Source organism: Klebsiella sp. 141153 (assembly GCF_032601995.1).
GTDB classification, from domain to species: Bacteria; Pseudomonadota; Gammaproteobacteria; order Enterobacterales; family Enterobacteriaceae; genus Klebsiella; species Klebsiella aerogenes.
This window is the reverse complement of record NZ_JAQIRJ010000001.1, coordinates 590801-614851: the sequence shown is the minus strand read 5'-3', so window position 1 is coordinate 614851 and position 24051 is coordinate 590801. Positions and strand designations below refer to the sequence as shown.

The 24051-nt window shown below is 56.0% G+C and carries 19 protein-coding genes; 9 read left to right on the top strand and 10 right to left on the bottom strand.

Translation table 11 applies throughout. The features are described from left to right. The first annotated feature begins 131 nt into the window (after nucleotides 1-131). Entirely contained in the window at nucleotides 132-1109 is a 978-nt protein-coding gene (locus PGS10_RS02960; protein WP_047079056.1) for a threo-3-hydroxy-L-aspartate ammonia-lyase, read from the top strand. Then, a complete protein-coding gene (locus tag PGS10_RS02955; protein ID WP_316422420.1) occupies nucleotides 1106-1732 on the top strand; it encodes a helix-turn-helix transcriptional regulator in 627 nt (208 codons plus the stop codon). Before PGS10_RS02960 ends, PGS10_RS02955 begins: the two co-directional genes overlap by 4 nt. A 44-nt stretch (nucleotides 1733-1776) precedes the next feature. Here PGS10_RS02955 and PGS10_RS02950 read toward each other — a convergent pair whose 3' ends face one another. The 5 genes from PGS10_RS02950 to PGS10_RS02930 all read right to left on the bottom strand — a co-directional run bounded on the left by PGS10_RS02950 (nucleotide 1777) and on the right by PGS10_RS02930 (nucleotide 8227). Beyond that, nucleotides 1777-2859 (bottom strand): oxidoreductase, encoded by a 1083-nt coding sequence (locus PGS10_RS02950; protein WP_289577721.1) that lies wholly within the window; start codon nucleotides 2857-2859, stop codon nucleotides 1777-1779. Nucleotides 2860-2872: 13 nt separating this feature from the next. After that, nucleotides 2873-3619, bottom strand: coding sequence for a DeoR/GlpR family DNA-binding transcription regulator (locus PGS10_RS02945; RefSeq protein WP_045397495.1), 747 nt, complete (start codon nucleotides 3617-3619; stop codon nucleotides 2873-2875). 188 nt (nucleotides 3620-3807) lie between these two features. Next, nucleotides 3808-5625, bottom strand: a complete 1818-nt coding sequence (locus tag PGS10_RS02940) for an ABC transporter ATP-binding protein (protein ID WP_045388231.1) — start codon at nucleotides 5623-5625, stop codon at nucleotides 3808-3810. A gap of 3 nt (nucleotides 5626-5628) precedes the next feature. After that, complete coding sequence (locus tag PGS10_RS02935) at nucleotides 5629-7080, bottom strand: M81 family metallopeptidase (protein ID WP_316422419.1); 1452 nt, start codon at nucleotides 7078-7080, stop codon at nucleotides 5629-5631. A gap of 13 nt (nucleotides 7081-7093) precedes the next feature. Next, nucleotides 7094-8227, bottom strand: coding sequence for an ROK family transcriptional regulator (locus PGS10_RS02930; protein WP_047048953.1), 1134 nt, complete (start codon nucleotides 8225-8227; stop codon nucleotides 7094-7096). A gap of 232 nt (nucleotides 8228-8459) precedes the next feature. Here PGS10_RS02930 and PGS10_RS02925 point away from each other — a divergent pair, with 232 nt between their 5' ends. From PGS10_RS02925 to PGS10_RS02910, 4 genes are read left to right on the top strand one after another with little or no spacing between them, the layout of a single operon-like run. Continuing rightward, nucleotides 8460-9992: an ABC transporter substrate-binding protein gene (locus PGS10_RS02925; RefSeq protein ID WP_316422418.1), complete on the top strand. Its 1533-nt coding sequence runs from the start codon at nucleotides 8460-8462 to the stop codon at nucleotides 9990-9992. Between the two features lie 24 nt (nucleotides 9993-10016). Then, on the top strand, nucleotides 10017-10937 hold the full coding sequence (locus PGS10_RS02920) for an ABC transporter permease (RefSeq protein ID WP_077202982.1): 921 nt from the start codon (nucleotides 10017-10019) through the stop codon (nucleotides 10935-10937). 1 nt (nucleotide 10938) lies between these two features. Then, nucleotides 10939-11799, top strand: coding sequence for an ABC transporter permease (locus tag PGS10_RS02915; RefSeq protein WP_047048947.1), 861 nt, complete (start codon nucleotides 10939-10941; stop codon nucleotides 11797-11799). Continuing rightward, nucleotides 11796-12713, top strand: coding sequence for an ROK family protein (locus PGS10_RS02910; protein ID WP_316422417.1), 918 nt, complete (start codon nucleotides 11796-11798; stop codon nucleotides 12711-12713). Before PGS10_RS02915 ends, PGS10_RS02910 begins: the two co-directional genes overlap by 4 nt. A gap of 403 nt (nucleotides 12714-13116) precedes the next feature. Here PGS10_RS02910 and PGS10_RS02905 read toward each other — a convergent pair whose 3' ends face one another. Continuing rightward, nucleotides 13117-13560, bottom strand: coding sequence for a GNAT family N-acetyltransferase (locus PGS10_RS02905; RefSeq protein ID WP_045397472.1), 444 nt, complete (start codon nucleotides 13558-13560; stop codon nucleotides 13117-13119). Nucleotides 13561-13740: 180 nt separating this feature from the next. On the opposite strand from PGS10_RS02905, the gene zntB reads away from it, so the two are divergent. From zntB to dbpA, 3 genes are all read left to right on the top strand, one after another. Then, nucleotides 13741-14724: a zinc transporter ZntB gene (gene zntB, locus PGS10_RS02900; protein WP_045397470.1), complete on the top strand. Its 984-nt coding sequence runs from the start codon at nucleotides 13741-13743 to the stop codon at nucleotides 14722-14724. A 287-nt stretch (nucleotides 14725-15011) separates the two neighbouring features. Then, nucleotides 15012-15194, top strand: a complete 183-nt coding sequence (locus PGS10_RS02895) for a hypothetical protein (RefSeq protein ID WP_071596126.1) — start codon at nucleotides 15012-15014, stop codon at nucleotides 15192-15194. Between the two features lie 14 nt (nucleotides 15195-15208). Next, nucleotides 15209-16582, top strand: a complete 1374-nt coding sequence (gene dbpA, locus PGS10_RS02890; protein WP_213797132.1) for an ATP-dependent RNA helicase DbpA — start codon at nucleotides 15209-15211, stop codon at nucleotides 16580-16582. Between the two features lie 48 nt (nucleotides 16583-16630). Here dbpA and ttcA read toward each other — a convergent pair whose 3' ends face one another. From ttcA to nifJ, 4 genes are all read right to left on the bottom strand, one after another. Next, nucleotides 16631-17566, bottom strand: a complete 936-nt coding sequence (ttcA, locus tag PGS10_RS02885; protein ID WP_015366315.1) for a tRNA 2-thiocytidine(32) synthetase TtcA — start codon at nucleotides 17564-17566, stop codon at nucleotides 16631-16633. A 213-nt stretch (nucleotides 17567-17779) separates the two neighbouring features. Further along, nucleotides 17780-18214, bottom strand: a complete 435-nt coding sequence (gene uspF, locus PGS10_RS02880; protein ID WP_015366316.1) for a universal stress protein UspF — start codon at nucleotides 18212-18214, stop codon at nucleotides 17780-17782. A 144-nt stretch (nucleotides 18215-18358) separates the two neighbouring features. After that, complete coding sequence (gene ompC / locus PGS10_RS02875) at nucleotides 18359-19513, bottom strand: porin OmpC (RefSeq protein WP_047048936.1); 1155 nt, start codon at nucleotides 19511-19513, stop codon at nucleotides 18359-18361. 361 nt (nucleotides 19514-19874) lie between these two features. Next, nucleotides 19875-23402, bottom strand: a complete 3528-nt coding sequence (gene nifJ / locus PGS10_RS02870) for a pyruvate:ferredoxin (flavodoxin) oxidoreductase (RefSeq protein WP_316422416.1) — start codon at nucleotides 23400-23402, stop codon at nucleotides 19875-19877. Between the last annotated feature and the right edge of the window lie 649 nt (nucleotides 23403-24051).

The window sequence follows — 24051 nt, the reverse complement described above, 5'->3', positions numbered from 1 at the left end:
AGGCAAGCGGAGCACATTTTCTTCTGGTTGCGATCTATGCCATTTGCGGTTGAATATTGATCATACATAATGTATTTAATTAGACGAAATGTATTAGGTCCTGATTACTCATTGAACAACAAGGCGAAACAATGACTCTACAACTTCCCGATTATCGCGACGTGGCAGCCGCCGCCCGGCGGATTGCCGGTTACGCCAACTCTACTCCTGTGATGACCTCCCGTACCCTGGATGAGCAATACTCAGCGCAGCTGTTTTTAAAGTGTGAAAATTATCAGCGCATGGGGGCATTTAAATTCCGCGGCGCGATGAACGCGTTGCAACAGTTTAGCCCAACGCAAAAACGGGCCGGGGTAGTGGCGTTTTCTTCTGGTAATCACGCGCAGGCCATTGCACTAGCGGCTAAACTGCTGGACATTCCGGCGACTATCGTCATGCCACACGATGCGCCTGCGGCTAAAGTCGCCGCCACCCGGGGCTACGGTGGTAAAGTCGTTTTTTATGACCGCTACACGGAGGATCGCGAGCAGATCGGTCGCGATCTGGCGCAACAGAATGGGTTAACCCTTATCCCTCCTTACGATCATCCGCACGTGATTGCCGGGCAGGGGACGGCGGCGAAAGAGCTAATAGAAGAGGTCGGTCCGCTGGATGCGCTATTTGTCTGCCTCGGCGGCGGTGGGCTGTTGTCAGGCTCGGCGCTGGCGACGCGTCATCTGTCTCCGGGGTGTAAAATCTATGGCGTAGAGCCCGAAGCTGGCAATGACGGCCAGCAATCTTTTCGTTGCGGCAGCATTGTGCATATTGAGACGCCGAAAACCATCGCCGACGGCGCGCAGACCCAGCATCTGGGGCAATATACTTTTCCGCTAATACAGCAACACGTCGACGATATCCTGACCGTGAGTGACGATGAATTGGTCGCAGCGATGAAATTTCTCGCCGAGCGGATGAAAATGGTGGTCGAACCGACCGGCTGTCTGGGCTTCGCTGCCGCACGAGGCGCCATGGCGCATCTGCGGGGTAAAAAAGTCGGCATTATCATCAGCGGCGGTAATGTGGATATGAGTCGTTACAGCGCCTTATTGGCCACCGGGAACGAATTATGAGTAGCGAGATGTCGCCCTTGCTGGCACAGCTTGATCTCCTCGCCCAGGGGTTAAGCGAAACCTTCGCGCCGTTTTGTGAAGTGGTCGTCCATGACCTGACGCATCCTCAACAGGCCATTTTATCTATCCACAATAATCTCTCCGGTAGAGAGGTTGGTCAGCCGGCGACCGAGATGGGGTTAGCGCGGATTGCCAGCGCCGAGTTCCCGGCCATCGTTGCCAACTATGCCAATCAATTTGCCGATGGCCGTGCGGTGAAAAGTACCTCCATCGGTATTAAGGGCGATAACGGTGAATATGTTGCCGCCCTCTGTCTTAACGTCGATATGACGTTGTTTCGCGGTATGCAGAGCGCGTTGGCGCGCTTTACCGCCACGGAAAGCGCCACGGTGGTTGAACATCTTGAACCGGGCGGCGCAGCGGCCATTCGCCAACGAATTGATGCATTCGCCGCCGAGCGGGCGACGACAGCCAGGGCGCTGAGTGCGGCGGATCGTAAAACGGTGATTCGACAATTGCGTAAAGAGGGGCTATTAGATCTGCGCAAATCAATGGAAATGGTCGCGCAGCATCTTGGCATTTCGCGGGCGACCGCCTATTTATACGCCCGACAGGAGAGCTAAGCGTAGCGGCCGCGCGGAGCTGCAGCCGCTATTGCATCAAGGGATTACTGAAGCCCGGCCAGTTCGTCGGTGGTTAACGCCAGCTTTTGCACGCTGCCGCTTTCTGCTGAAGCAACGGCGGCTTCCAGCACCGCCATCACCGCCAGCGCCTGTAGCGGCGGCACCGGGTTGGCGATTTTGCCCTGCAGGGCATCGCGAACCTGAATATAGTACTGACGCTGATCGCCTTTCGGTGTGGCGAGCGTGTGTGCCTGCAGGCTGGCGTCGAACAGCGTCATGCTGTCGTCATCCTGGCCCCAGCTTTCGCTCCCTGGGATGACCCCAGCCAGCAGCTGGCTCTCTTGCTGGTCTGCTTTCAGTTTCACGAGGCTGCCGCTATCGCCGTGGACCGTGAAGCGCGAGACGCCGCCGGCCACCAGCATGCTACAGTGCAAAACCACTTTGTGCTGCGGATAATTCAGCACCACGTGCGCCCAATCGTTGATCTCCGCGCCCTGTCGCAGAGTGGCTATATTGCCTTGTACCGATTGCGGCAGGCCGAAAAGTTGTAGCGTCTGGTCGATCAGGTGCGGGCCGATGTCAAACCACAGGCCGCTGCCCGGCACGTTCTGCTCGCGCCAGCGAACGCGTACTTCCGGGCGGAAACGGTCGATATGCGACTCGAAATGCTTAACCTTGCCGATCAGCCCCTGCTCGATGGCCTGCTTAACGCCGAGATAATCGCTATCCCAACGGCGATTGTGGAAGACTGAAAGCAGTCGTTGCTTTTCGTCCGCCAGCGCGATCAGCTCGCGCGCTTCCTGCATATCGAGAGTGAAGGGCTTATCCACCACCACGTGCTTACCGGCGTTCAACGCCAGTCGAGCCAGCGGGGCGTGGGTGGCGTTCGGCGAAGCGAGTACCACCAGATCGACGTCCGGATGCTGAATGGCCTCTTCCGGAGAAGCGATTACCGTGACATCTGGCAGGTCCTGCTTCACTTTGGCTTCGTCGCGGGAGGCGACGACGGCAAGCTTTAACCCATCGACCGAGTTAATGAGCGGCGCGTGAAACGTTTTGCCGACAAATCCATAGCCGATCAGCGCAATGTTAATAGGTTTACCTGCGCCGGTAATAACTTTATGCATGACTTTCTCCACGTTATTCAGCGTCAGCAATGCTGACCTGCATTGAATTGTCTTCGCCAAGCGCGTGCCATGGCTTGTCGAGGAACAGACGATCGATGTGTTTCAGTTCGGCGACCAGGTATGGCTCGCAGCGATTAAGTTTCAGATGGTCAGCCACCAGCCAGTGCTCGACGCTGGCTGCCAGCATTGCGCGCTTTACCTCCGCATCCGCTTCCTGGCTGGCGCTAAGCCCTTGTTGCGCATGGATCGCGCAGGCGCCGAGAATGGCGATATCCGCGCGGTAACGAGAAAGCAGCGCCAGCGTGGCGCTACCGGCAAACAGCCGCTGTCGCATATCCCATTTTCCGCCAAGTAAAACCAACTCGATATCGGGCCGTTCGCTAAATAGTTGGGCAATATCCAGCGAAGGGGTGATGACCGTCAGCGGTCCTTTTAGATGAGCGGCGACGGCCAGTACCGTGCTGCCGGCGTCTAAAAATAGCGTTGATCCTGGAGGAATCTCACGGGCGACCAGCGCGCCGAGGCGTTGCTTAGTCTCGGGCAGCAGCGCATTGCGCGCCTGACGATTCATAGCTGGAAGATCGAGAGCGATAGCGCCGCCATGGTTTTTCTGTACCAGTCCGCGTTTTTCCAGGTCACTAAGATCGCGGCGAACGGTATCGGGCGAGACCTGCAATCGTTCGACCAGTTCGCTGATACTAATTTGACCGTTTTCGCTCAGTAGTTCGAGTAAAAACTGTTGTCGGGCGGTTTTATGCATAATCGTTGTTCCTGCAAAAGACTGCAATAAGCCGCATAATACAGCATGAAGTGAGAATGTGAATCGCAAAAAGCAGCAAAAAATGCGTTGCCAGCTAAAAGGGGGGATTGTGCATCGCTTTTTGGGAAGGGGGACCGGCTCAGCGCAGACTACAGAGCGTTAAGCCGGTCTATTTAAAGGTACTCCGCTCAGCGCATTACCCAGTGCTGATTACCGACTTGTTCGTAGCGGCGGGTCGGCGGCTGCCAGTCTTTATCGCGAAACGGCGAGGGTAGTTCATCGTTATTGGCTTCGCGCAGAAGATGTCGGCGAGACGGATCGGTTTTCGGGATCGCCGCAATTAACTTCTGCGTATAGGGGTGTTGCGGATTGGCGAAAATTGCCTGCCGCGGGCCAATTTCGACGATTTCGCCGAGATACATGACCGCTACCCGGTGACTGATGCGTTCAATCACCGCCATATCATGAGAGATGAACAGAAAGGCGATTTTCATCGTTCGTTGCAGTTCGATAATCAGGTTGACCACCTGCGCTTTGACCGACACATCCAGCGCCGACACCGACTCGTCGGCGATAATCACCTTGGGATTCATCGCCAGCGCGCGGGCAATGCAGATACGCTGGCGCTGACCACCGGAAAATTCATGCGGATAGCGGTTAAGCACCGCGACGCTGAGTCCCACTTTCTCAATCAATTCATGGGCGCGCGCCAGCGCCTGCTGGCGTGTGGCGAGGCCATTTTCCAGCAGTGGTTCAATCAACGTTTCCTGGATTTTCAGCCGTGGATTCAGGCTGGCGAACGGATCCTGAAAAATCATCTGGATATCCTGACGCATCCGCTTTTGCTGTTGGCGCCCGGCTTGCAGGACGTCATAGCCATTAAGGCGAACATGGCCTGATTGCGCCTGGACCAGGCGAATGAGACTGCGACCGGTGGTCGATTTACCGCAGCCGGATTCGCCCACCAGCGATAGCGTTTCGCCGGGCCATAGATCAAAGCTAACGTTTTCTACGGCGTGGATATGCCCGGCTAACTGATTAAAAAAGCCTTTTTTAACTGGAAAACGGGTGACCAGATTTTTGACCGATAATACCGGCTCGTTGCTGGTCAGGCTGAGGTCAGGCTCTGGCGGGTAACGACGGATTTCTCCGGTTTGCAGGTTAACCGATGGGAACTTACAGGGGGTCGAGCTTATATCCATTTCACCTGCCGCGGGTACCGAGGCCAGCAGCGTACGGGTATAGGGCTGCTGCGGGGTAGCGAATAGCGTCGGCGTACGCTCGCATTCGATAGCATCGCCGCGAAACATCACCAGCGTATCGTCGGCGGTTTCCGCGACCACGCCCATATCATGGGTAATAAATAGCACCGCGGTATTGTTTTCCGCCTGCAGGGTTTTAATCAGATCGAGGATTTGCCCCTGGATAGTGACGTCCAGCGCGGTCGTGGGTTCATCGGCGATCAGCAGTTTCGGCTTCAGGGCCAGCGCCATCGCGATCATCGCGCGCTGGCGCATACCGCCGGAAAACTGATGCGGATATTCATCGAAACGCTGCGCGGCATGCGGAATGCGGACTTTTTCCAGCAGGGCAATGGCCTCCTGCTTCGCCTGGCGCGCCGATAAGCCCTGATGGCGGATAAAAACTTCCGCTATCTGATTGCCGATGGTAAATGCCGGGTTAAGACTGGTCATCGGCTCCTGAAAAATCATCGCCACCTCGGCGCCGCGCACGCGACGCATCTCCTCTTCAGGAAGGTCGAGCAGGGATTTGCCGCCGAGCAGCACCTGTCCTTCGGTACGGCTATGCCGGGCAGAAAGCAGGCGCATAATGGCCATCGCCGTCACGCTTTTACCCGAGCCGGATTCGCCGACGATCGCCAGCGTCTTACCTGGATAGAGGCTAAAACAGATATTACGCACCACTTTCTGCCAGCTATCGCCGTGGCGGAAGGCGACGCTCAGATTGTCGACGGCCAGCACTGGCGCAGGCGTTTCGCGGTTCATGAGTCAGCACTCCCTGGCAAAGGGCGCGCGAGCGGAAACCCGCACCAGTGGGGTGAATTCGAGATCACGCTTAAATGGCCAGGTCGGTGTCAGCATCCGCAGACGCGCCACCCGTTCAATATCCTGATCGACCACCCCTTCCGAGAGCGCCATCAGGTTCGGATTGGCCAGCGGCGCCAGCTCCGGCGATAAATAGCCGGATTTGACCACCAGGATTTTCACCTGCCGCGGGTCGAGTCCCAGCGCGCTAAAGTCAGCGATATCGTGATACGGGCGTCGGCGGTCGGCTACCACCACGGTAACACCACCTGTCTGTAGCACCGCCTGATTGGCCGGGCGCTGCGGATCCGCCGCCAGCAGACCGGTGACGGTAAAACGCGCGCTCGCGCTGACGCCCGCCGGATCGAGGCTGGCGCCGATAGTCAACTGCAGTTCTGCGCCAATGCCGGCTTCAAAGGCCGCACGCGTCGCCGGCGCGTCGGTAATGCCGGCCACCAGGTTATTTTGCGCCTGCTGGCGTAGCAGCTCGGCGAGCACATCGCCGCGATCGCCGACGCCGCCGCCGGTTGGATTATCGCCAGAATCCGCCAGGATCACCGGGCCCGTGGGGCTGGCGATGGCCTGAGCGACGCATTCGGCGACGCTGCCCGTCCGGCAGCCGAAAACAAAATTTTCCCGCGCGTCCCAATAGGCCTGCGCCAGTTTTGCGGCCTGTTGCTCCAGTACCGCTCGATCGGTGCCGGTAAAAATGGCCGCGGCGGTGGCGCGCGGTTCATCGGCCCACACGTAGCCGACCATTAATGAGCTATCGAGTACGCCGTCGATCTGGTCGCTGTGCGGCAACATGGCGTACAGGCTTTTTGCCGGTTCATCTTCCGTACTGGTTCGCTCGCCAGGCAGTAATACCGGGATAGGGGCCCACACTATGCCCGGGCGCACGCCGTTTTGCAGACTATTCACCAGCATACTGACCGAACGGCGCATGGTCTCTTCGATATCGATATGCGGCGCGGTGCGATAGGTTGAGTAGATATCGATGGCGTCGATGATGCGCTGGGTCACGTTACCGTGAAGATCGTAGCTGACGGCAATCGGGCAGTCATCGCCGACGCAGGCGCGGGCGGCGGTGATCCAGTCGCCTTCAGCGTCTTCCATACCTTCAACGTACATTGCGCCGTGCATCGCAAGGTACAGGCCGTCGATTGGCAGTTGCGCCTGCAGCCGGCTTAAGAATTCGGCCTTGAACTGTTCATAGGTCTCTCGCGCCACCGGGCCTCCGGGAATCGCCCGGGTGTGCAGCGTCGGCAGAAATGTCGCCGGATAATCGCGTAAAAACTGAAAGTGAGGCGCTTCCAGCAGGGCTTCGCCCTTGACGGTGCGAAACTCCGCTTCATGAGTCAGGACCGGATTAAACGTGCTGCATTCAATATGTATTCCGCCAACGGCAATGCGCATAAGGACCTCGAAATTATCCTGGAAAGAGAACGTGAGTCAGCGCGACGCTCGCCGCGGCGAGCGCCCAGCTGTCCTGAGCCAGCGGACGATAGATAAGCGGCGTTTTTCCCGCCATCCCCGGCAACAGGTTGGTTTCAATGGCTTGTTGCATCACGGTATTCAGTAAACCGTTAAAGCTTTCCGGCTGGTGGGCAAGCATGATCGCCGCCGGATCGTGAGTCTGGATCTGATGTGAAATGGCTAACCCTAACGCATCGCCGGCCCGATGCAGGATCTGGATGGCGGCGCTGTGGCCCTTACGCGCCATGGCTTCCAGTTCATCCAGTTGGTTAGTGTCGATACCGGCCATACGCGCCTGTTCAAAGATGGCGGTGAGAGACGCAATGGTGTCGAGACAGCCACGCTTCCCGCAGCGACAAGGCGTGCCCGCCGGCACGATGGTGCAGTGGGCTATTTCTCCCGCGCCGCCGTGGGCGCCGCGCCAGATTCGGTTACAGATGACCGCCGCGCTGCCGATGCCGCTGCCGTGAGAAATCACCACTGCGCTCTCCAGCTTGCGTAGATGGCCAAAAGTTTTCTCCCAGTTCGCCAGGGCCCGGGTGTCGTTTTCAATCAATACCGGGATCCCGCCGGTCGCGCGGCTTAACAGTTCAGCTAGCGGTACCTGATGCCAGCCCAGCAGCGCCGACTGTATGCAGACCGATTGCGCGGCGTCGACAAAGGCAGACAGGGCAAAACCGATGCCGACCAGCCGTTGGCGCTCGATAAGCGTATCGTTTAACAAACTGCGGATTTCATCCGCCAGTTGCTGGATTAAGGCGGGGATTTCAAGCAGCGGCGTGAGCAGCCGCTCGGCGATTTTCTCACCGCTGGCATTCATCAGTACCAACACCAGCTGATTATCAATCAGCGAGATGCCGATAGCGTAAGCGGCGTCCGGCGCCAGCGAAAGGGTGACGGAGGGGCGCCCCTGGCCGCCGGAAGCGGCCATATCGCTCTCCTCTAGCAGCCCATCGGCCAGCATCTCTTTTACCAGTGCGCCAATGGCCGCTTTACTCATACCCGTCAGGCGGGCGAGGTCTGCGCGGCTGGCGCCTTCCTCGCTACAGACCAAATGAATCAATTGTTGGTGGAGTTTGTTCAGCATAGTTACTCAGCCATAACGCTTTTTTCTGAACATAATCGCGGGCTGGCGCTTTAGCAACCAGTTTATTTTCAAAAATAACTAAACAATCACATATAAGTTAAATTTATTACCTAATTAAGTGTTAATCATGGCTAATATCACATTTATGGGACTCTGTTTTGGGTAAAAAGAAAACCTAATCGCAACATAACAGCCACAACTGGCGACATAACAGACAGGTAGGGGTTAACGGATGAAGGCAATTATGAATAAATATCGACTTGCCATTCTGGCAGGCTTACTGGCAACCGGCGGGGCGACGGCGCTGCAGGCAGCGACGCTGAACGTGATGCAAAACGAACCTCCGCGTAGCATGGATCCGGGCGACCAAACCGCGACCTTTACCGATACCGTTTTAAAACCGATGTATGAAGGTCTGGTGGATTTGTCGCCGGATTTCAAAATCGCCCCGGCGCTGGCCACCGCCTGGAAGGTCAGCGATGACGGTAAAGTCTGGACTTTTACCCTGCGTAAAAACGTCACTTTCCATGACGGCTCGCCGTTCAATGCCGATGCGGTCGTCGCCAATATTGAACGACATATCGACCCGAAAGGCGGACTGGCAGCCAGTTCGCGGATGCGCAACGTGATCGCTTCCGTGAAGAAGCTCGATGATGACAACGTCGAGATTACGCTGAAAAAGGTCTATCCCTCTTTCCTCAATCTGTTGACCGGCGGCTCGGCGAAGATGGTGAGCCCGGCGGCGGCGAAAGCCGGCACCATTGGCCGTAAAGCGGACGGTACCGGTCCATATATGCTGCAGGAGTATAAAACCGGTGAATACGTGCTGGAGAAGAAAAACCCGAAATACTGGGGCGAGAATCACGGCCCGGATGAGATTAAGTGGACCTGGAGCGCGGAGCCGTCGGTGATGAATATGGCGCTGCTTTCCGGCCAGGTCGATGTGATTAACCCGGTACCGCCGCAGTTTGGTCTGCAGTTGAAAAGCAACCCGCAGGTGAAGCTGGAGCAGGGGCAGGGAGCGTCGGTATTCTGGGTAGCGCTCAACGTTGAGCAAAAGCCGCTGAATGATGTCCGCGTGCGTCAGGCGCTGAACCTGGCGACCGACAAAGAAGCGCTGCTGAAGGCGGTGATGTTTGGTTTTGCTTCTGCCGCCAACTCGCCGCTGGCGCCGGTGAATGAAGGATATGATAAAACCCTCAACGACTATCCGTGGGATCTCGATAAAGCGAAAGCGCTATTAAAAGAGGCCGGGTACCCGCAGGGCTTTGAGATGAACATCGCCGTGCAGGGACCGGATGCGCGTACCGCGCAAATCCTGCAGGCGATGTGGGGCAAAGTTGGCGTGAAACTTAATATCCAGCAGATGGAGAGCGGCGTCTGGAGCAAAGCGGCGTTTGCTCCGGCGGCGGAAAAGTTGGCCAACCGTACCGATGCGGTGCTGGCCTCCTGGTCTTCCGGCCTTAATGGTTCGGATTTGCAACTGCGCCCGCTGTACTACTCACAGAGCGCCGCGCCGGCCGGGGCTAACCTTGGTTTCTACCGCAACCCGCAGGTAGATGAGCTGTTAGATAAAGCCGCGACCACCATGGATGACAACGCGCGTATCGCCGAATATGTGGCGGCGCAAAAGGCCATTATGCAGGACGCGCCGCATGTGATGCTCTACTTCCAGGACGATCTGTACGCCACCCGCGCCACTATTAAAGGCGTGCGGATGGAGCCGGGCGGCGAAATTATCGTAACCGAAGCGCAAAAACCGTAACGCTGGGGTCAGGGTGGAGTTGTTATGAAAGCTTATGTGATTAAAAAACTGCTTTCTTTGCCGCTGATCCTACTGGGCGCATCGCTGATTGTCTTTCTGGCGATCAGGATGCTCCCCGGTGACCCGGCCCGCCTGATGGCCGGGCCGCAGGCCACCCAGGATGATGTCAGCCGTATGCATACGCGCCTCGGCCTGGACGATCCGCTGGCGGTGCAGTATGGCCATTTCGTCAGCGGAATGCTGAAGGGGGATTTTGGCACCTCGCTGAAGTCCGGCCAGCCGGTCTCCGCCGAAATGAGCGAGCGGGTTCCTTATACGTTAGGCCTGGCGCTGCTGGCGTGGATGATGGCGGTGATCCTCGGTATTCCCATGGGGATGTGCGCGGCCATTTACCGCAATCATGTAGCCGACCATGTGCTGATGCTGGTGGCGATAGCCGGCGCGTCGATAGCCAACTTCTGGCTGGCGCTGATCGCCATGGATACTTTTTCGGTGAAGCTGGGCTGGCTGCCTTTGCTGGGCGCGGATGGCTGGAAAAGCTATATCCTGCCGTCGGTCTGCCTGGGGATTTTCCCGATGGCGGTGATGTCGCGGATGACCCGCTCCAGTATGGTTGACGTGTTAGGCGAAGATTATATCCGCACCGCGCGGGCCAAAGGGCTGGCGCCGTTTCAGGTCTATTTCAAGCATGCACTGCGTAATGCGCTGATCCCCATCGTGACCATTATCGCACTCAACTTCGGCAGCCTGATCGGCGGCGCGGTGGTGACCGAGTCGGTGTTTAACTGGCCGGGGATAGGCCGCTATCTGGTGGATTCGGTGCGCTATCGCGATTATCCCGTTATCCAGGGCGTGACGATGATTACGGTGGCAAGCGTGGTGGTGATGAACCTGGTTGGCGAGATGATTATCGCCAGAATCAACCCGAAAATAAGGTTTGACTGATATGTCGGAAATTTCACTCGCCAAATCGCGCAGCGGCGTACTCAGCGGCCTGCGCTGGGGGATGGAGCATCCCTCGCTGACCCTCGGCGGCATCATCGTCGCTTTAATCCTGATATGCGCCATCTTCGCGCCATGGTTAAGCCACTACGATCCCTACGCGCAGGACCTGCTGAATATTCTCTCCGCGCCGTCGGCCGACCACTGGTTGGGCACCGATGACTATGGCCGCGATATCTTTTCCCGCACTATTTACGGCGCCAGGATCTCACTGATTGAAGTGGTGGTCAGCGTGGCGCTGTCGCTACTGATGGGGCTGCCTCTGGGCATCATCGCCGCGTTGTGCGGGAAAAGTGTCGATCACCTGATTATGTGGGTGATGGATGTCATTTTCGCTTTTCCCGGCATCGTGCTGGCTATCCTGCTGGTCAGCGTCCTCGGCGCAGGGTTGCTGAATATGCTGTTGGCGATAGCTATCTTCTCCGTGCCGGTTTACGCGCGCCTCAGCCGTAACCTGACCTTGGGTATCAAGAATATGGAGTACATGGAAGCGGCGCGGGCGCTGGGAATTGGCTATCGCCGACAGATAATCCACTACATTCTGCGTAATACCCTGGGGCCGATTACCGTGCAGGCGACATTGACCGGCGGCTCGGTGATCCTGGCCGCCGCTTCGCTCTCCTTCCTCGGCATGGGCGTGCAACCGCCGATGCCGGAGTGGGGAACGATGATGAGCGACGGGCGTAACTTCCTTGGCATTAGCCTGGGGATTTCGCTGTGGCCGGGGCTGGCTATTGTCTTTTCGGTATTAGGCTTCAACCTGCTGGGCGATGGCCTGCGTGACATCATGGACTCTCGCCTATGAGCAATAGCGTGCTGTGCCTGGATATTGGCGGAACCTTTATTAAAAGCGCTATCTCTCCGGCGCCTGGCCAGGTAGTAATGCCGCGTCAGCGGGCGATGCCGCTGACTTCCTGGCCGGCATTCATCGACGCCGTACAGGAGATTATCGCGCAATATGGCGATGCGATTAGCGGACGGAGTCCGTTGGCGCTCTCCTGCGCCGGAGTGGTGGATGTTGCCAACGATCGTATTCTGTCGAGCAACATTCCGCCGTTTGCCGGTATCGATATTATCCAATCCCTGCAGGCTGAGCTCGGGCGCCCGGTGGCGATGGCTAACGATGCTGACTGTTTTACCCTGGCCGAAGCGCGTTTCGGCGCGGCAAAAGATCTGCCGGTGGTGTTGGGGGTGATCCTCGGCAGCGGGATCGGCGGCGGGATTGCCATCAACGGCAAAATCCTCTACGGCAATCAGGGGATCGGCGCCGAGTGGGGGCACGGACCCATTACGCGCACTCATCTGCGGGGAGTTGAGTTGCCGCGGCTGCCCTGCGGCTGCGGACAGCAGGGGTGTCTTGACACCCTTGGCGGGGCAAAAGGGATGCAGCGGCTGCATCAACTGCTTAGCGGTCAGGCGCTAAGCAGTGTCGAGATCGTGACGCAGGGCATGACCGGAGAAGAGACTGCGGCGTTCACCCTTGAAGTATGGCTTGATCTGGTGAGCGAACCGTTGGCACATGCGGTAAATATCCTCGGGCCACATAAAATCGTCGCAGGCGGCGGGCTGGCGAGCGAAACGTCTCTGCTGGCGCGCCTTGATACCGCGTTGCGGGCAAAGATTCTGCTGAAGAGCGCCGAGCCACTACTGGTCGCCGGGCAATTTAGTCGCGAAGGGGGATTACTGGGGGCATCGGTGCTGGGCTGGGAAAAATTTTAGCCAGGAATGTGGCAAATCTGACGGAAGCTTCTAGGATTAGAGCCTATCCCAGTAGGCGTAATTGGCGCAGCCAGTTTGAACACGGACAGCGCGCAGAAACCGGAGCGTACACGTAGTACGTGAGGATTTCGAGCACTGCCCTGGTTCAAAATGGCAAGTAAAATAGCCCTAATGGGATAGGCTCTTAGTCTGCTTATAAAAATGGAGTAATAACCATGTGCACCAATTTACACGATAACGCCCGCCGCTATGCGGAAGAGAAAAAATGAACGCTTGCTGCTAATCCCGTCCTGTGCCCGCCCAGACGATGGCAAGGATTACTACTGTGGATTAGCCGACGACTGATACGAACTAATAAGAACCCGCCAATGGCGGGTTCTCCCTTTCTGGCGGCCTGAACAACTTACTTGAGCATTTTGTTATAGACGTAAAAATCCGTATCACGTACGAAGCCGCTACGCTCGTATAACGCCTGCGCTTTAGTATTATCGGTTGCCGTGCTAAGCATAATAAATGCTGAATCACTCTCTTTTGCCAGCTGTTCGGCACGGGCAATCAACTGCTGCGCTACGCCGTGCTGGCGGGCAGACTCATCAACGTACAGATCGTAAAGCAGCCAGATGCGCTTCATTTCCAGCGAGCAGAACAGGGGATAGAGCTGGGTAAAGCCCACCGCTTTGCCGTCCACTTCTGCGAAGAAAATGACCGACTCATTCAGTTGCAGGCGCTTAAGGATGAACTCCCGCGCCTGAACGAGATTTTCTTCGACCTGATAGAAACGACGATAGGCGAGATACAGCGGCAGGACGGTATCGACATCCTGGGGCTGGGCTTGATAAATATTCATACTAAAACCTCATTAAAATTACGGATGTAATTGTAATACAAATATGATCAGCTGTCGCCAAAAGCGGTATGCTGCCTATTTGTTAGGCGATTGCGACGATTGCGGGAGGCGAAATTCAGCCGAATAGCGTACCTTATGGATTATTCACGCTTTTTACAGGCATGCATTAATGGAGGTTCAGTGGACGCGATTAAGGGCTCGGAGCTGAAAGTGCCGGACGCCATCTTTGCATGGGTGCTCGACGGGCAGGGCGGCGTAAAGCCGCTGGCTGATAACGATAATATCGATAAGAGCAATCCCTGCTGGCTACATCTCAATTATACCCATACCGACAGCGCCGACTGGTTAGCCGCCACGCCGCTGCTGCCGAATAACGTTCGCGACGCGCTGGCCGGGGAAAGCACGCGCCCGCGGGTGACGCGCATCGGCGACGGCGCGCTAATTACCTTGCGCTGTATTAACGGCAGCACCGATGAACGCCCCGATCAACTGGTGGCGATGCGTCTGTATATGGACGAGCGGCTGATCGTCTCCACCCGTCAGCGTAAAGTACTGGCGCTGGATGATGTGCTGGGCGATCTGCAGGAGGGCAACGGGCCGACGGATTGCGGTAGCTGGCTGGTGGAAATCTGCGATGCGTTGACCGATCACGCCAGCGAGTTTATTGAACAGCTGCACGACCGGATTATCGACCTTGAAGATGACCTGCTCGACCAGCAGGTGCCGCCGCGCGGTTTTCTGGCGCTGCTGCGTAAGCAGCTCATCGTGATGCGCCGCTATATGGCCCCGCAGCGCGATGTCTACGCCCGCCTCGCCAGTGAACGCCTGCCGTGGATGAGTGACGATCATCGTCGCCGAATGCAGGATATTGCCGACCGTCTTGGACGGGGGCTTGATGAGATTGACAGCTGTATTGCCCGCACGGCGATCATGAGCGATGAAATCGCACAGATTATGCAGGAGTCGCTGTCGCGGCGGACTTACACGATGTCGTTGATGGCGATGGTCTTTTTGCCCAGCACCTTCCTGACCGGGCTGTTTGGCGTCAACCTTGGCGGTATCCCGGGGAACAGCTGGCATCTTGGTTTTTCGATTTTTTGCGTAATGTTAGTTGTTCTAATTGGCGGTGTTACTTGGTGGTTACATCGTAGTAAATGGTTGTAAGAAATTGTCTTTACAGGCGATTTTGCCGTTGAAACCCCGGCAATATTTGAGCGAAATCAATAAACCTTCTACCCATTCAGGGCAATATCTCTCTCGCAGGTGAATGCAACGTCAAGCGATGGGCGTTGCGCTCCATATTGTCTTACTTCCTTTTTTGAATTACTGCATAGCACAATTGATTCGTACGACGCCGACTTTATTGAGTCGGCTTTTTTTTTGCCCTCTGCCAGCTAACTTCTACGCTTAAAGAATAGTCCTGTAAATAGAGGGGATAAACTATGCGTAAAATGGCGCTATCATTGCAGTCGATACCCATCGGCCCTGAGCCTAACGATCCGGTGCCCGTTCCCGATCCGCGGCCTCGTCCACACCCGCTTCCCGACCCGCCGCCAGACGATGACCCGATTAAATTGTCGCATCAAGAGCGGAGATCTGCGAGGATACGCGCCTGCAGATTGTCCGCCCTTTAATGCGAGAAAACATTGTGACCGCTTTTTCAACACTGAACCTTTTGCCCGAAGCTCAACTGAACAACCTTAACGAACTGGGATACCACGCGATGACGCCGGTGCAGGCCGCCGCGTTGCCGGCAATCCTTGCTGGGAAGGATGTGCGCGTACAGGCGAAAACCGGCAGCGGTAAAACGGCGGCCTTTGGTCTGGGATTGCTGCAGCACGTTGACGCCGGTCTGTTCCAGACCCAGTCACTGGTTCTGTGCCCGACCCGCGAACTGGCGGATCAGGTTGCTGGCGAACTGCGTCGCCTGGCGCGCTTTTTGCCAAATATTAAAATATTAACCCTCTGCGGCGGCCAGCCTTTCGGCGCCCAGCGCGATTCCTTACAGCATGCGCCGCATATTATTGTCGCCACGCCGGGTCGCCTGCTTGACCACCTGCAGAAGGGGACCGTGTCGCTGGAAGCGCTGCAGACGCTGGTTATGGATGAAGCCGATCGTATGCTTGATATGGGCTTCAGCGATGCTATCGATGAAGTGATTCGTTATGCGCCGGCTTCGCGCCAGACTTTACTGTTCTCCGCGACCTGGCCGGAAGCCATCGCCGCGATAAGCGGCCGGGTGCAGCGGGATCCGCAGACGATCGAAATCGATAGCGTTGATGCGCTGCCGTCTATTGAACAGCAGTTCTTCGACGTTTCGCAAAGCGGTAAAATCAAGCTGCTGCAAAAATTGCTCAGCCAGCATCAGCCGGCTTCCTGCGTGGTATTTTGTAATACTAAGCGCGATTGTCAGGCGGTGTGCGATGCATTGAACGCTGCCGGCCAGAGCGCGCTGTCGCTTCATGGCGACCTGGAACAGCGTGACCGCGATCAGACGTTGGTACGTTTTGCTAATGGTAGCGCCCGCGTACTGGTGGCGACCGATGTCGCGGCGCGCGGCCTGGATATCAAATCGCTGGAGCTGGTGATTAACTTTGAACTGGCGTGGGATCCTGAAGTGCACGTCCACCGTATCGGGCGAACCGCCCGCGCAGGCGAAAGCGGCCTGGCGATTAGTTTCTGCGCGCCGGAAGAGGCGCAGCGCGCTAACATTCTTGCCGAAATGCTGCAGATCAAACTCAACTGGGCTAACGCGCCGGCGGGTAATCATATTGCGCCGCTGCAGGCGGAGATGGCGACCCTGTGTATCGATGGCGGTAAGAAGGCGAAGATGCGTCCGGGCGATGTGCTGGGGGCGTTAACTGGCGATATGGGGTTTGATGGCGCCGATATCGGTAAGATTAACGTTCATCCCGCGCATGTTTATGTCGCTATCCGCCAGGGCGTGGCGCAGAAGGCGTATAAGCAGTTGCAAAACGGCAAGATTAAAGGCAAGTCCTGCCGCGTACGTCTGCTGAAGTAAGGGGCGGCAAGTGACGGTCTCCGGCGGTTGCCGGAGACGTGTTGCTTGTTATTTTACTTCAACCACATTCAGACGCAGTTCATCTAACTGAGCGTCTTCTTCTTCCGGCTGCCAGCCCGCAGGCTGCAGCGGGATCTCTTCGCGGTCAAAAGCCAGATCGCCGCCGTCAACCACCGCCGATCCGTGAGTGATGGATTTAAAATCAAACAGATTGACGTCGCTCAGGTGCGACGGCACCACGTTCTGCATTGCGCTAAACATGGTTTCGATACGGCCAGGATAGCGTTTATCCCAATCGCGCAGCATATCGGCGATCACCTGACGCTGCAGGTTAGGTTGGGATCCGCACAGGTTGCAAGGAATGATCGGGAAGCCTTTGGCCTGCGAGAAGCGTTCGATATCTTTTTCGCGGCAGTAGGCCAGCGGGCGGATAACGATATGCTTGCCGTCATCGCTCATTAGCTTCGGCGGCATACCTTTCATTTTGCCGCCGTAGAACATGTTGAGGAACAGCGTCTGCAGGATATCGTCGCGGTGATGGCCGAGCGCGATTTTGGTCGCGCCCAGTTCGGTCGCCGTACGGTAGAGAATGCCGCGGCGCAGACGAGAGCACAGTGAGCAAGTGGTTTTGCCTTCCGGGATTTTCTCTTTAACGATGCCGTAAGTGTTCTCTTCGACAATCTTATACTCAACGCCCAGCTGTTCCAGATACGCCGGCAGAATGTGCTCCGGGAAGCCCGGCTGTTTCTGATCGAGGTTAACGGCTACCAGCGAAAAAGAAATAGGCGCGCTTTTTTGCAGGCTGCGCAGAATTTCCAGCATGGTATAGCTGTCTTTGCCGCCGGAAAGACAGACCATAATACGGTCGCCATCTTCAATCATGTTGAAGTCGGCGATCGCCTCACCGACATTACGGCGCAGACGTTTCTGCAGCTTGTCGATGTTGTATTTTTCTTTTTTACTAATTTCTTGATTTTGCAACATTTAATAGTGGCTCAATTCATAGTGTGGCATCAGAAGAGCACGCGTTGTGCCAGTCGCTGGAGCAACTCCCGCTGGCGCGTAGCAATGAGTGAGGTCTGATAGAAAACCGTGGCGTGTATGGTACGGATTCGGGGGGGCAATGTCAGCATCTTTCCGGCACTTTAATCCGCGAGGAGTAAAGATAATAAAGCCCGCCGGGCGGCGGGCTTGCGATTATCTGACGACCAGTACCGAGCACTCGGCATGGCGCACCACCGCCGCGGCGTTAGAGCCGAGCAGATAAGTGGTGATGTCCGGGCGATGCGAGGCGATAATGACCAGGTCGGCGGGCAGCGATTTAGCCAGCGCCAGGATCTTATCTTTTGGCGAGCCTTCGGCAACGTGGAAATGCATTCTGTCTTCCGGAATGGCGAAGCCTTTGGCTAATTCGCGCAGTTGCGCTTCCGATTCGGCGCGCAGTTCATCCATTGCCGGCAGTTCAGCGGTATAGGCCATACCCAGAGAGGCGTAGTAGGGTAGCGAAGGGATAACGGTGAGGAAATGCACCTGCGCGTCATCGACGCGTGCTTCGGATTCAACGTGGCGGATCACACGTTGAGTAAATTCTTTATCAGAAATATCGATGGGTACCAGAATCATTCTACTCATAAAACCTCCTGTTTTAATAACCACCAAAACAGTATGCCATCAGGATTGAGGTTCTACTACTGCGTGAATCACAAATTGGTACGACAACCGGCAATTTATTGTCGGTTTAAGTGAAACGCCCGCCGTGAAAGGCGGGCGCAAGCATTAGAACTGATATACCAGACCCAGTGCTACGATATTGTCGGTAGAAATACCGTTGTCTTTATAGAAGTCGTCATTGCCGTCGAGCAGGTTGATTTTGTAATCAACGTAGGTGGACATATTACGGTTGAAGTAATAGGTCGCGCCGACATCCATATATTTAACCAGGTCTTTATCAGAGTACTGGCCCATATAACTCAGGTCTTTGCCTTTGGATTGCAGGTAAGAGATCGCCGGACGCAGGCCAAAGTCGAACTGATATTGTGCGGTGACTTCAAAGTTCTGCGTCTTATTGGCGATACCACCGCCATGATCGCTGTTGGTAGAACCATATGGCGTCATATTACGGGTTTCAGAATACATAGTCGCCAGATAAACATTGTTGGCGTCATATTTTAGACCTGCAGTCCAGGCATCCGCTTTGTCGCCCTTGGCGTAGCGATCGCCAACAGTATAGTTTTGCTGGGCGTTTGTACGATCGGATGAAGTATATGCTGCCCCAGCGCTGATACCCATGCCTAAGTCATAGGTAGCGGACAGGCCATAGCCGTCGCCATTGTCATAGCGAATATCGCCATCGGTGCTGCGGTTATTGGTACCCACATTCATATCTTCAGTATTCTGGTTTTCATTTTTACCCTGATACTGAAGCGCGAAGTTCAGGCCGTTAACCAGGCCGAAGAAATCGCTGTTACGATAGGTCGCGACACCGTTGGCGCGGCCGGTCATAAAGTTGTCGGACTGGGTATAAGAGTCGCCGCCGAACTCTGGTAGCATATCGGTCCAGGCTTCCACGTCGTACAGGACGCCGTAGTTACGGCCATAGTCGAATGAACCGTAGTCGCCCGCTTTGATCCCGGCGAATGCAAGACGGGTCCATGCCTGATCGCCGGAGCTTTCGGTGTTGTTGGCCTGAACGTTGTATTCCCACTGACCATAGCCGGTGAGCATATTGTTAATTTGCGTTTCACCTTTAAAGCCGAAACGCAGGTAGGTCTGGTCGCCGTCTTTGCTGGAGTCGCTGGAGAAATAATGTAAACCGTCTACCTTGCCGTAGAGATCTAATTTGTTGCCATCTTTATTATAAATTTCTGCCGCGTGAGCAGCGCCGGCAGCCAATAATGCCGGGATAACCAATGCCAGTGCTTTTCTTTTCATTTGGATATTCCTTTAACTATTTTTGTTTTAACTTCCTGGGTGGAAGTACGGCCATGCTAAAGGAGCGCATTCTGATATGATAAGTATCAATTGTTACAATATAAGTAAATTCTAAAGTAAATAAATATACAGTAATGATAATTTTCCGCATGAATGGTTTGCGGGTAAATATATAAAATAAAAATTATACAATACAGATTGAATATCGTATTCTGACTGCGTTATATGCCTTTATTGTCATTGAATCCTTATATTGTTGCCGTCTCATTCATATTGAATGATTAATTTGTCGGAAAATGACAAGCCCGAATAGATTTACTATTCGGGCTTTTTTTATAGCACCAGATTTGCGTCAGCCGGTTTAGCTTTCGGTTGTCGGTTTCTCCGCTTTACCTGCCAGCTGGGCCAGGAAGTCATAGCGTTTTTGTAGGTCGGCGGCCGCGTCTTTCCACAACTGCTCGGCAACTTCCGGCTGCTGGGCGTTCAGGCGGCGGAAGCGTTGCTCGTTGAGCAGCGTCTCAGCCAGCGCGTCTGACGGCGGGCGCGAGTCCAGCGCCAGCGGCAGCTTACCTTCATCGGCGCGACGCGGGTCGAAGCGGTACAGCGGCCAGAAGCCGGTTGCCGTCAGCTGGCGCATCTGGTCGTGGCTTAGCGCCAGGTCGTAACCGTGCTCCTCGCACGGGCTATAGGCGATAATCAACGAAGGACCCGGATAGGCTTCCGCTTCCTGAATGGCTTTCACCGTCTGGTTAAGCTGCGCGCCGAGCGAAATCTGCGCCACATAGACATGACCGTACATCATCATGCTCACGCCGAGATCTTTGCGTGCCTTACGTTTGCCGTGCTCGCCAAACTTGGTGACCGCGCCGAGCGGCGTCGCCTTCGATGCCTGCCCGCCGGTGTTTGAGTAACACTGGGTATCGAGCACCAGGATATTGACGTTTTCCGTCAGGCTCAGCACGTGGTCAAGGCCGCCAAAGCCAATATCATAGGCCCAGCCATCACCGCCGATAAGCCAGACCGATTTCTCAACTAACGCATCCGCATCGGTGAGCAGCTCTTCGGCTCCGGCGACGCCCGTTAGCGCCTGACGCAGCTCGGCGACCTGTTCGCGTCGCGCTTCCGGCGACGCTTGCGCATGTAGCGCGGCATTCAGTTCAGCCGGCAGCTTATCGGCAAATTCGCTCAACAGCCGCATTACGCGCTGGCGGTGTTGATCGACGGTTAAGCGGAAGCCCAGGCCGAATTCGGCGTTGTCTTCAAACAACGAGTTGGCCCACGCCGGACCGCGGCCGTTAGCGTCAGTGGTATAAGGCGTTGAGGGGAGGTTGCCGCCGTAAATAGAGGAACAGCCGGTGGCGTTGGCAATCAACATCCGATCGCCATACAGCTGGGTCAACAGTTTGATGTACGGCGTTTCGCCGCAGCCGGAGCAGGCGCCGGAGTATTCAAACAGCGGACTAATCAGCTGCGAGGTACGAATATCAATGCGCTCAAGTTTCGTGCGATCGATTTCCGGCAGGTTGAGGAAGTAATCATAATTGACTTTCTCTTCTTCAACGTGCTCAAGGCGTGACATCATATTGATGGCCTTGATGTCCGGATTCTGGCGATCTTTCGCAGGACACACTTCGACGCACAGGTTGCAGCCGGTGCAATCTTCCGGCGCGACCTGCAGAACGTACTTCTGCCCGCGCATATCGCGTGATTTCACATCCAGCGAGTGCAGGCTGGCAGGGGCGTTTTCCATCTCTTGCGGTGAGACCACTTTGGCGCGGATTGCCGAATGCGGACAGGCGGCGACGCAGTGGTTGCACTGGGTACACAGCTCTTCCTTCCAGATAGGGATCTCTTCGGCAATGTTGCGTTTTTCCCAACGGGTTGTGCCCATGGGCCAGGTACCATCTGGCGGCAGCGCGGAGACCGGCAGCGCATCGCCAAGACCGGCAAGCATCGCCGCGGTGACGGTTTTGACAAAGTCCGGCGCGGCATCGGAGACCACTGGCGGACGATTAGGGCTGCTGGCGTTAACCGGCTGCAGCGGCACTTCCGCCAGCGATTCGCGGGCCAGCGCCAGCGCCTGCCAGTTGCGTTCCACCAGCTCCTGACCTTTACTGCTATAACTTTTGGCAATCGCACCCTGCAGTTCGGCCAGCGCGCTGTCGCCCGGCAGGATTTGGGTTAAATGGAAAAAAGCCATCTGCATAACGGTGTTGATGCGCGCGCCAAGGCTGCACTCGCGGGCGATTTTCGCTGCGTTAACCACATAAAAGCGCGCTTGCTTTTGATTCAGCGCGGCCTGTACTTCCTGCGGCAGGCGGGACCATACCTCATCAGCGCTGTAGGGCGTATTGAGCAGGAAAATGCCGCCGGGCTTCAACCGCTCTACCATCTGATATTTATCGATAAATTGCAGCTGGTGGCAGCCAACGAAATCGGCCTGCGAGATCAGATACGACGAGCGGATCGGTTTTTCGCTAACGCGCAGGTGCGAGACGGTCAGGCCGCCGGCCTTCTTCGAATCATAGACAAAATAGCCCTGCGAGAACCACGGCGTGGAGTTGCCGATAATCTTGATATTGTTTTTGGTCGCCGAGACGCTACCGTCGCTGCCGAGGCCGTAAAACAGCGCTTCCAGCTTTGCTTCCGCAGGTAACGTGTTTTCCCCCAGCGGCAGCGAAAGGTTCGTCACATCATCGTAAATGCCAACGGTAAAACGAGGCTTGGGCTGTGCGGCTTGTAATTCATTGAAGATAGCCAGCACGCATTCCGGGCCAAACTCTTTGGACGAGAGACCATAACGGCCGCCAATAGTACGCGGTAGCGTTTCGCGCTCGCCGCGGTTGAAGGCTTCCGCCAGTGCGGTCATAACATCGAGGTATAACGGTTCGGCCAGCGCGCCGGGTTCTTTGGTGCGATCCAGTACGGCAACCGCGCGGGCGCTTTCCGGTAAGGCCTGCAGCAGATGCGCGGCGGAGAACGGGCGATAGAGGCGAACTTTCAGCACGCCGACTTTTTCCCCACGGCTCAGCAGTTCATCAACGACCTCTTCACAGGTACCGATAGCGGACCCCATGATGACAATAACCCGCTCTGCCTGCGGATGACCGTAAAACTCGAACGGTTTGTACTGGCGACCGGTTGCGGCGGCGAAATCATTCATCGCCGTTTCAACGTGCTCGTACACCGCGTCGTACCACGGGTTGGTTGCTTCACGGGACTGGAAGTAGGTGTCCGGATTGGCGGAGGTGCCGCGAATGACCGGATGCTCCGGGTTAAGGGCGCGTTGGCGATGCTCGGCGATTTTATCCTGCGGTAGCAGGGAACGAATAGTGTCATCCGCCAGCGGAGCGATTTTGTTGATTTCGTGCGAGGTGCGGAACCCATCAAAGAAATGAATAAACGGCACGCGGCTTTGCAGCGTGGCGATATGGGAAATCAGCGCGAAGTCCTGCGCTTCCTGGACGCTGCTGGCGCAGAGCATCGCGCAGCCGGTCTGACGCACGGCCATCACGTCGGAATGATCGCCGAAAATTGACAGCGCATGAGTGGCGACGGTACGGGCGGCGACATGCAGGACAAAGGGCATCAACTGGCCGGCCAGCTTGAACAGCGTCGGGATCATCAGCAGCAGGCCCTGCGATGACGTAAAGGAAGTGGAAAGGGCGCCGGTCTGCAGCGCGCCGTGCACGGCGCCGATAGCCCCGGCTTCCGACTGCATTTCGACCACGCGGGGGACGTCCCCCCAGACGTTTTTCAGCCCATCGCCAGACCAGGCGTCGGCCTGCTCCGCCATCGTTGAACTGGGCGTAATCGGGTAGATGGCGATAACTTCACTCGTGCGAAACGCGACTGAAGCGACCGCGCCATTACCGTCAATCGTAATCATAAGAAGACACCCTTACATTGCGCAAAAAGAAGGGACTCGTGAAACGGCGACGAGTCCTGTTGTTATTTCCATATTTTAGCAAACGCCCGCCGCGACCATTTTCGCATTTGTGTCCTTGGGAATGTCCTTATCTATGTTTGGATCAATTTTTTGGCGGAAAAACAGAAAAGTGGCTGACCAGAGAGCTCAAAAGGTAGTGACGGATACCGGCGATGCATCGCTTAAACAAAGCAAAATATATTTTTAAATTTAATAGCTTTTAGCCAACCGGCAATCGCGTGCTATTTATTTGCTGCGGTGAATTCCCCTCTGCGGCGGAGCGTTCAGTTCAGTTCCCTGTTGGCGAAAATTAGCACGCGAATTAGCTCGAACTGGCTAATTCACCGGGAGGCACCCGGCACCGCAATCATCATGTGCAAACTATGCCGCCCGGTCGCTGCAACCGTGATTTTTTCGTCGGGAAAATATTTCGGGCTGGGATGAAAAGCGCGCTGGTAAGGCGCTTTGCCTGCCGAGATCAAGCTTTAAGCGGAAAATTTGCTAGAAAATGTTAATGAGGCGCATAAATACGTATTTCGCCTCTCGACGGCAGGCGCTGCGCTGCCTATTATTCTTGAGTTTGTTTATTCTAAGATGTTTCTGAAAGGGG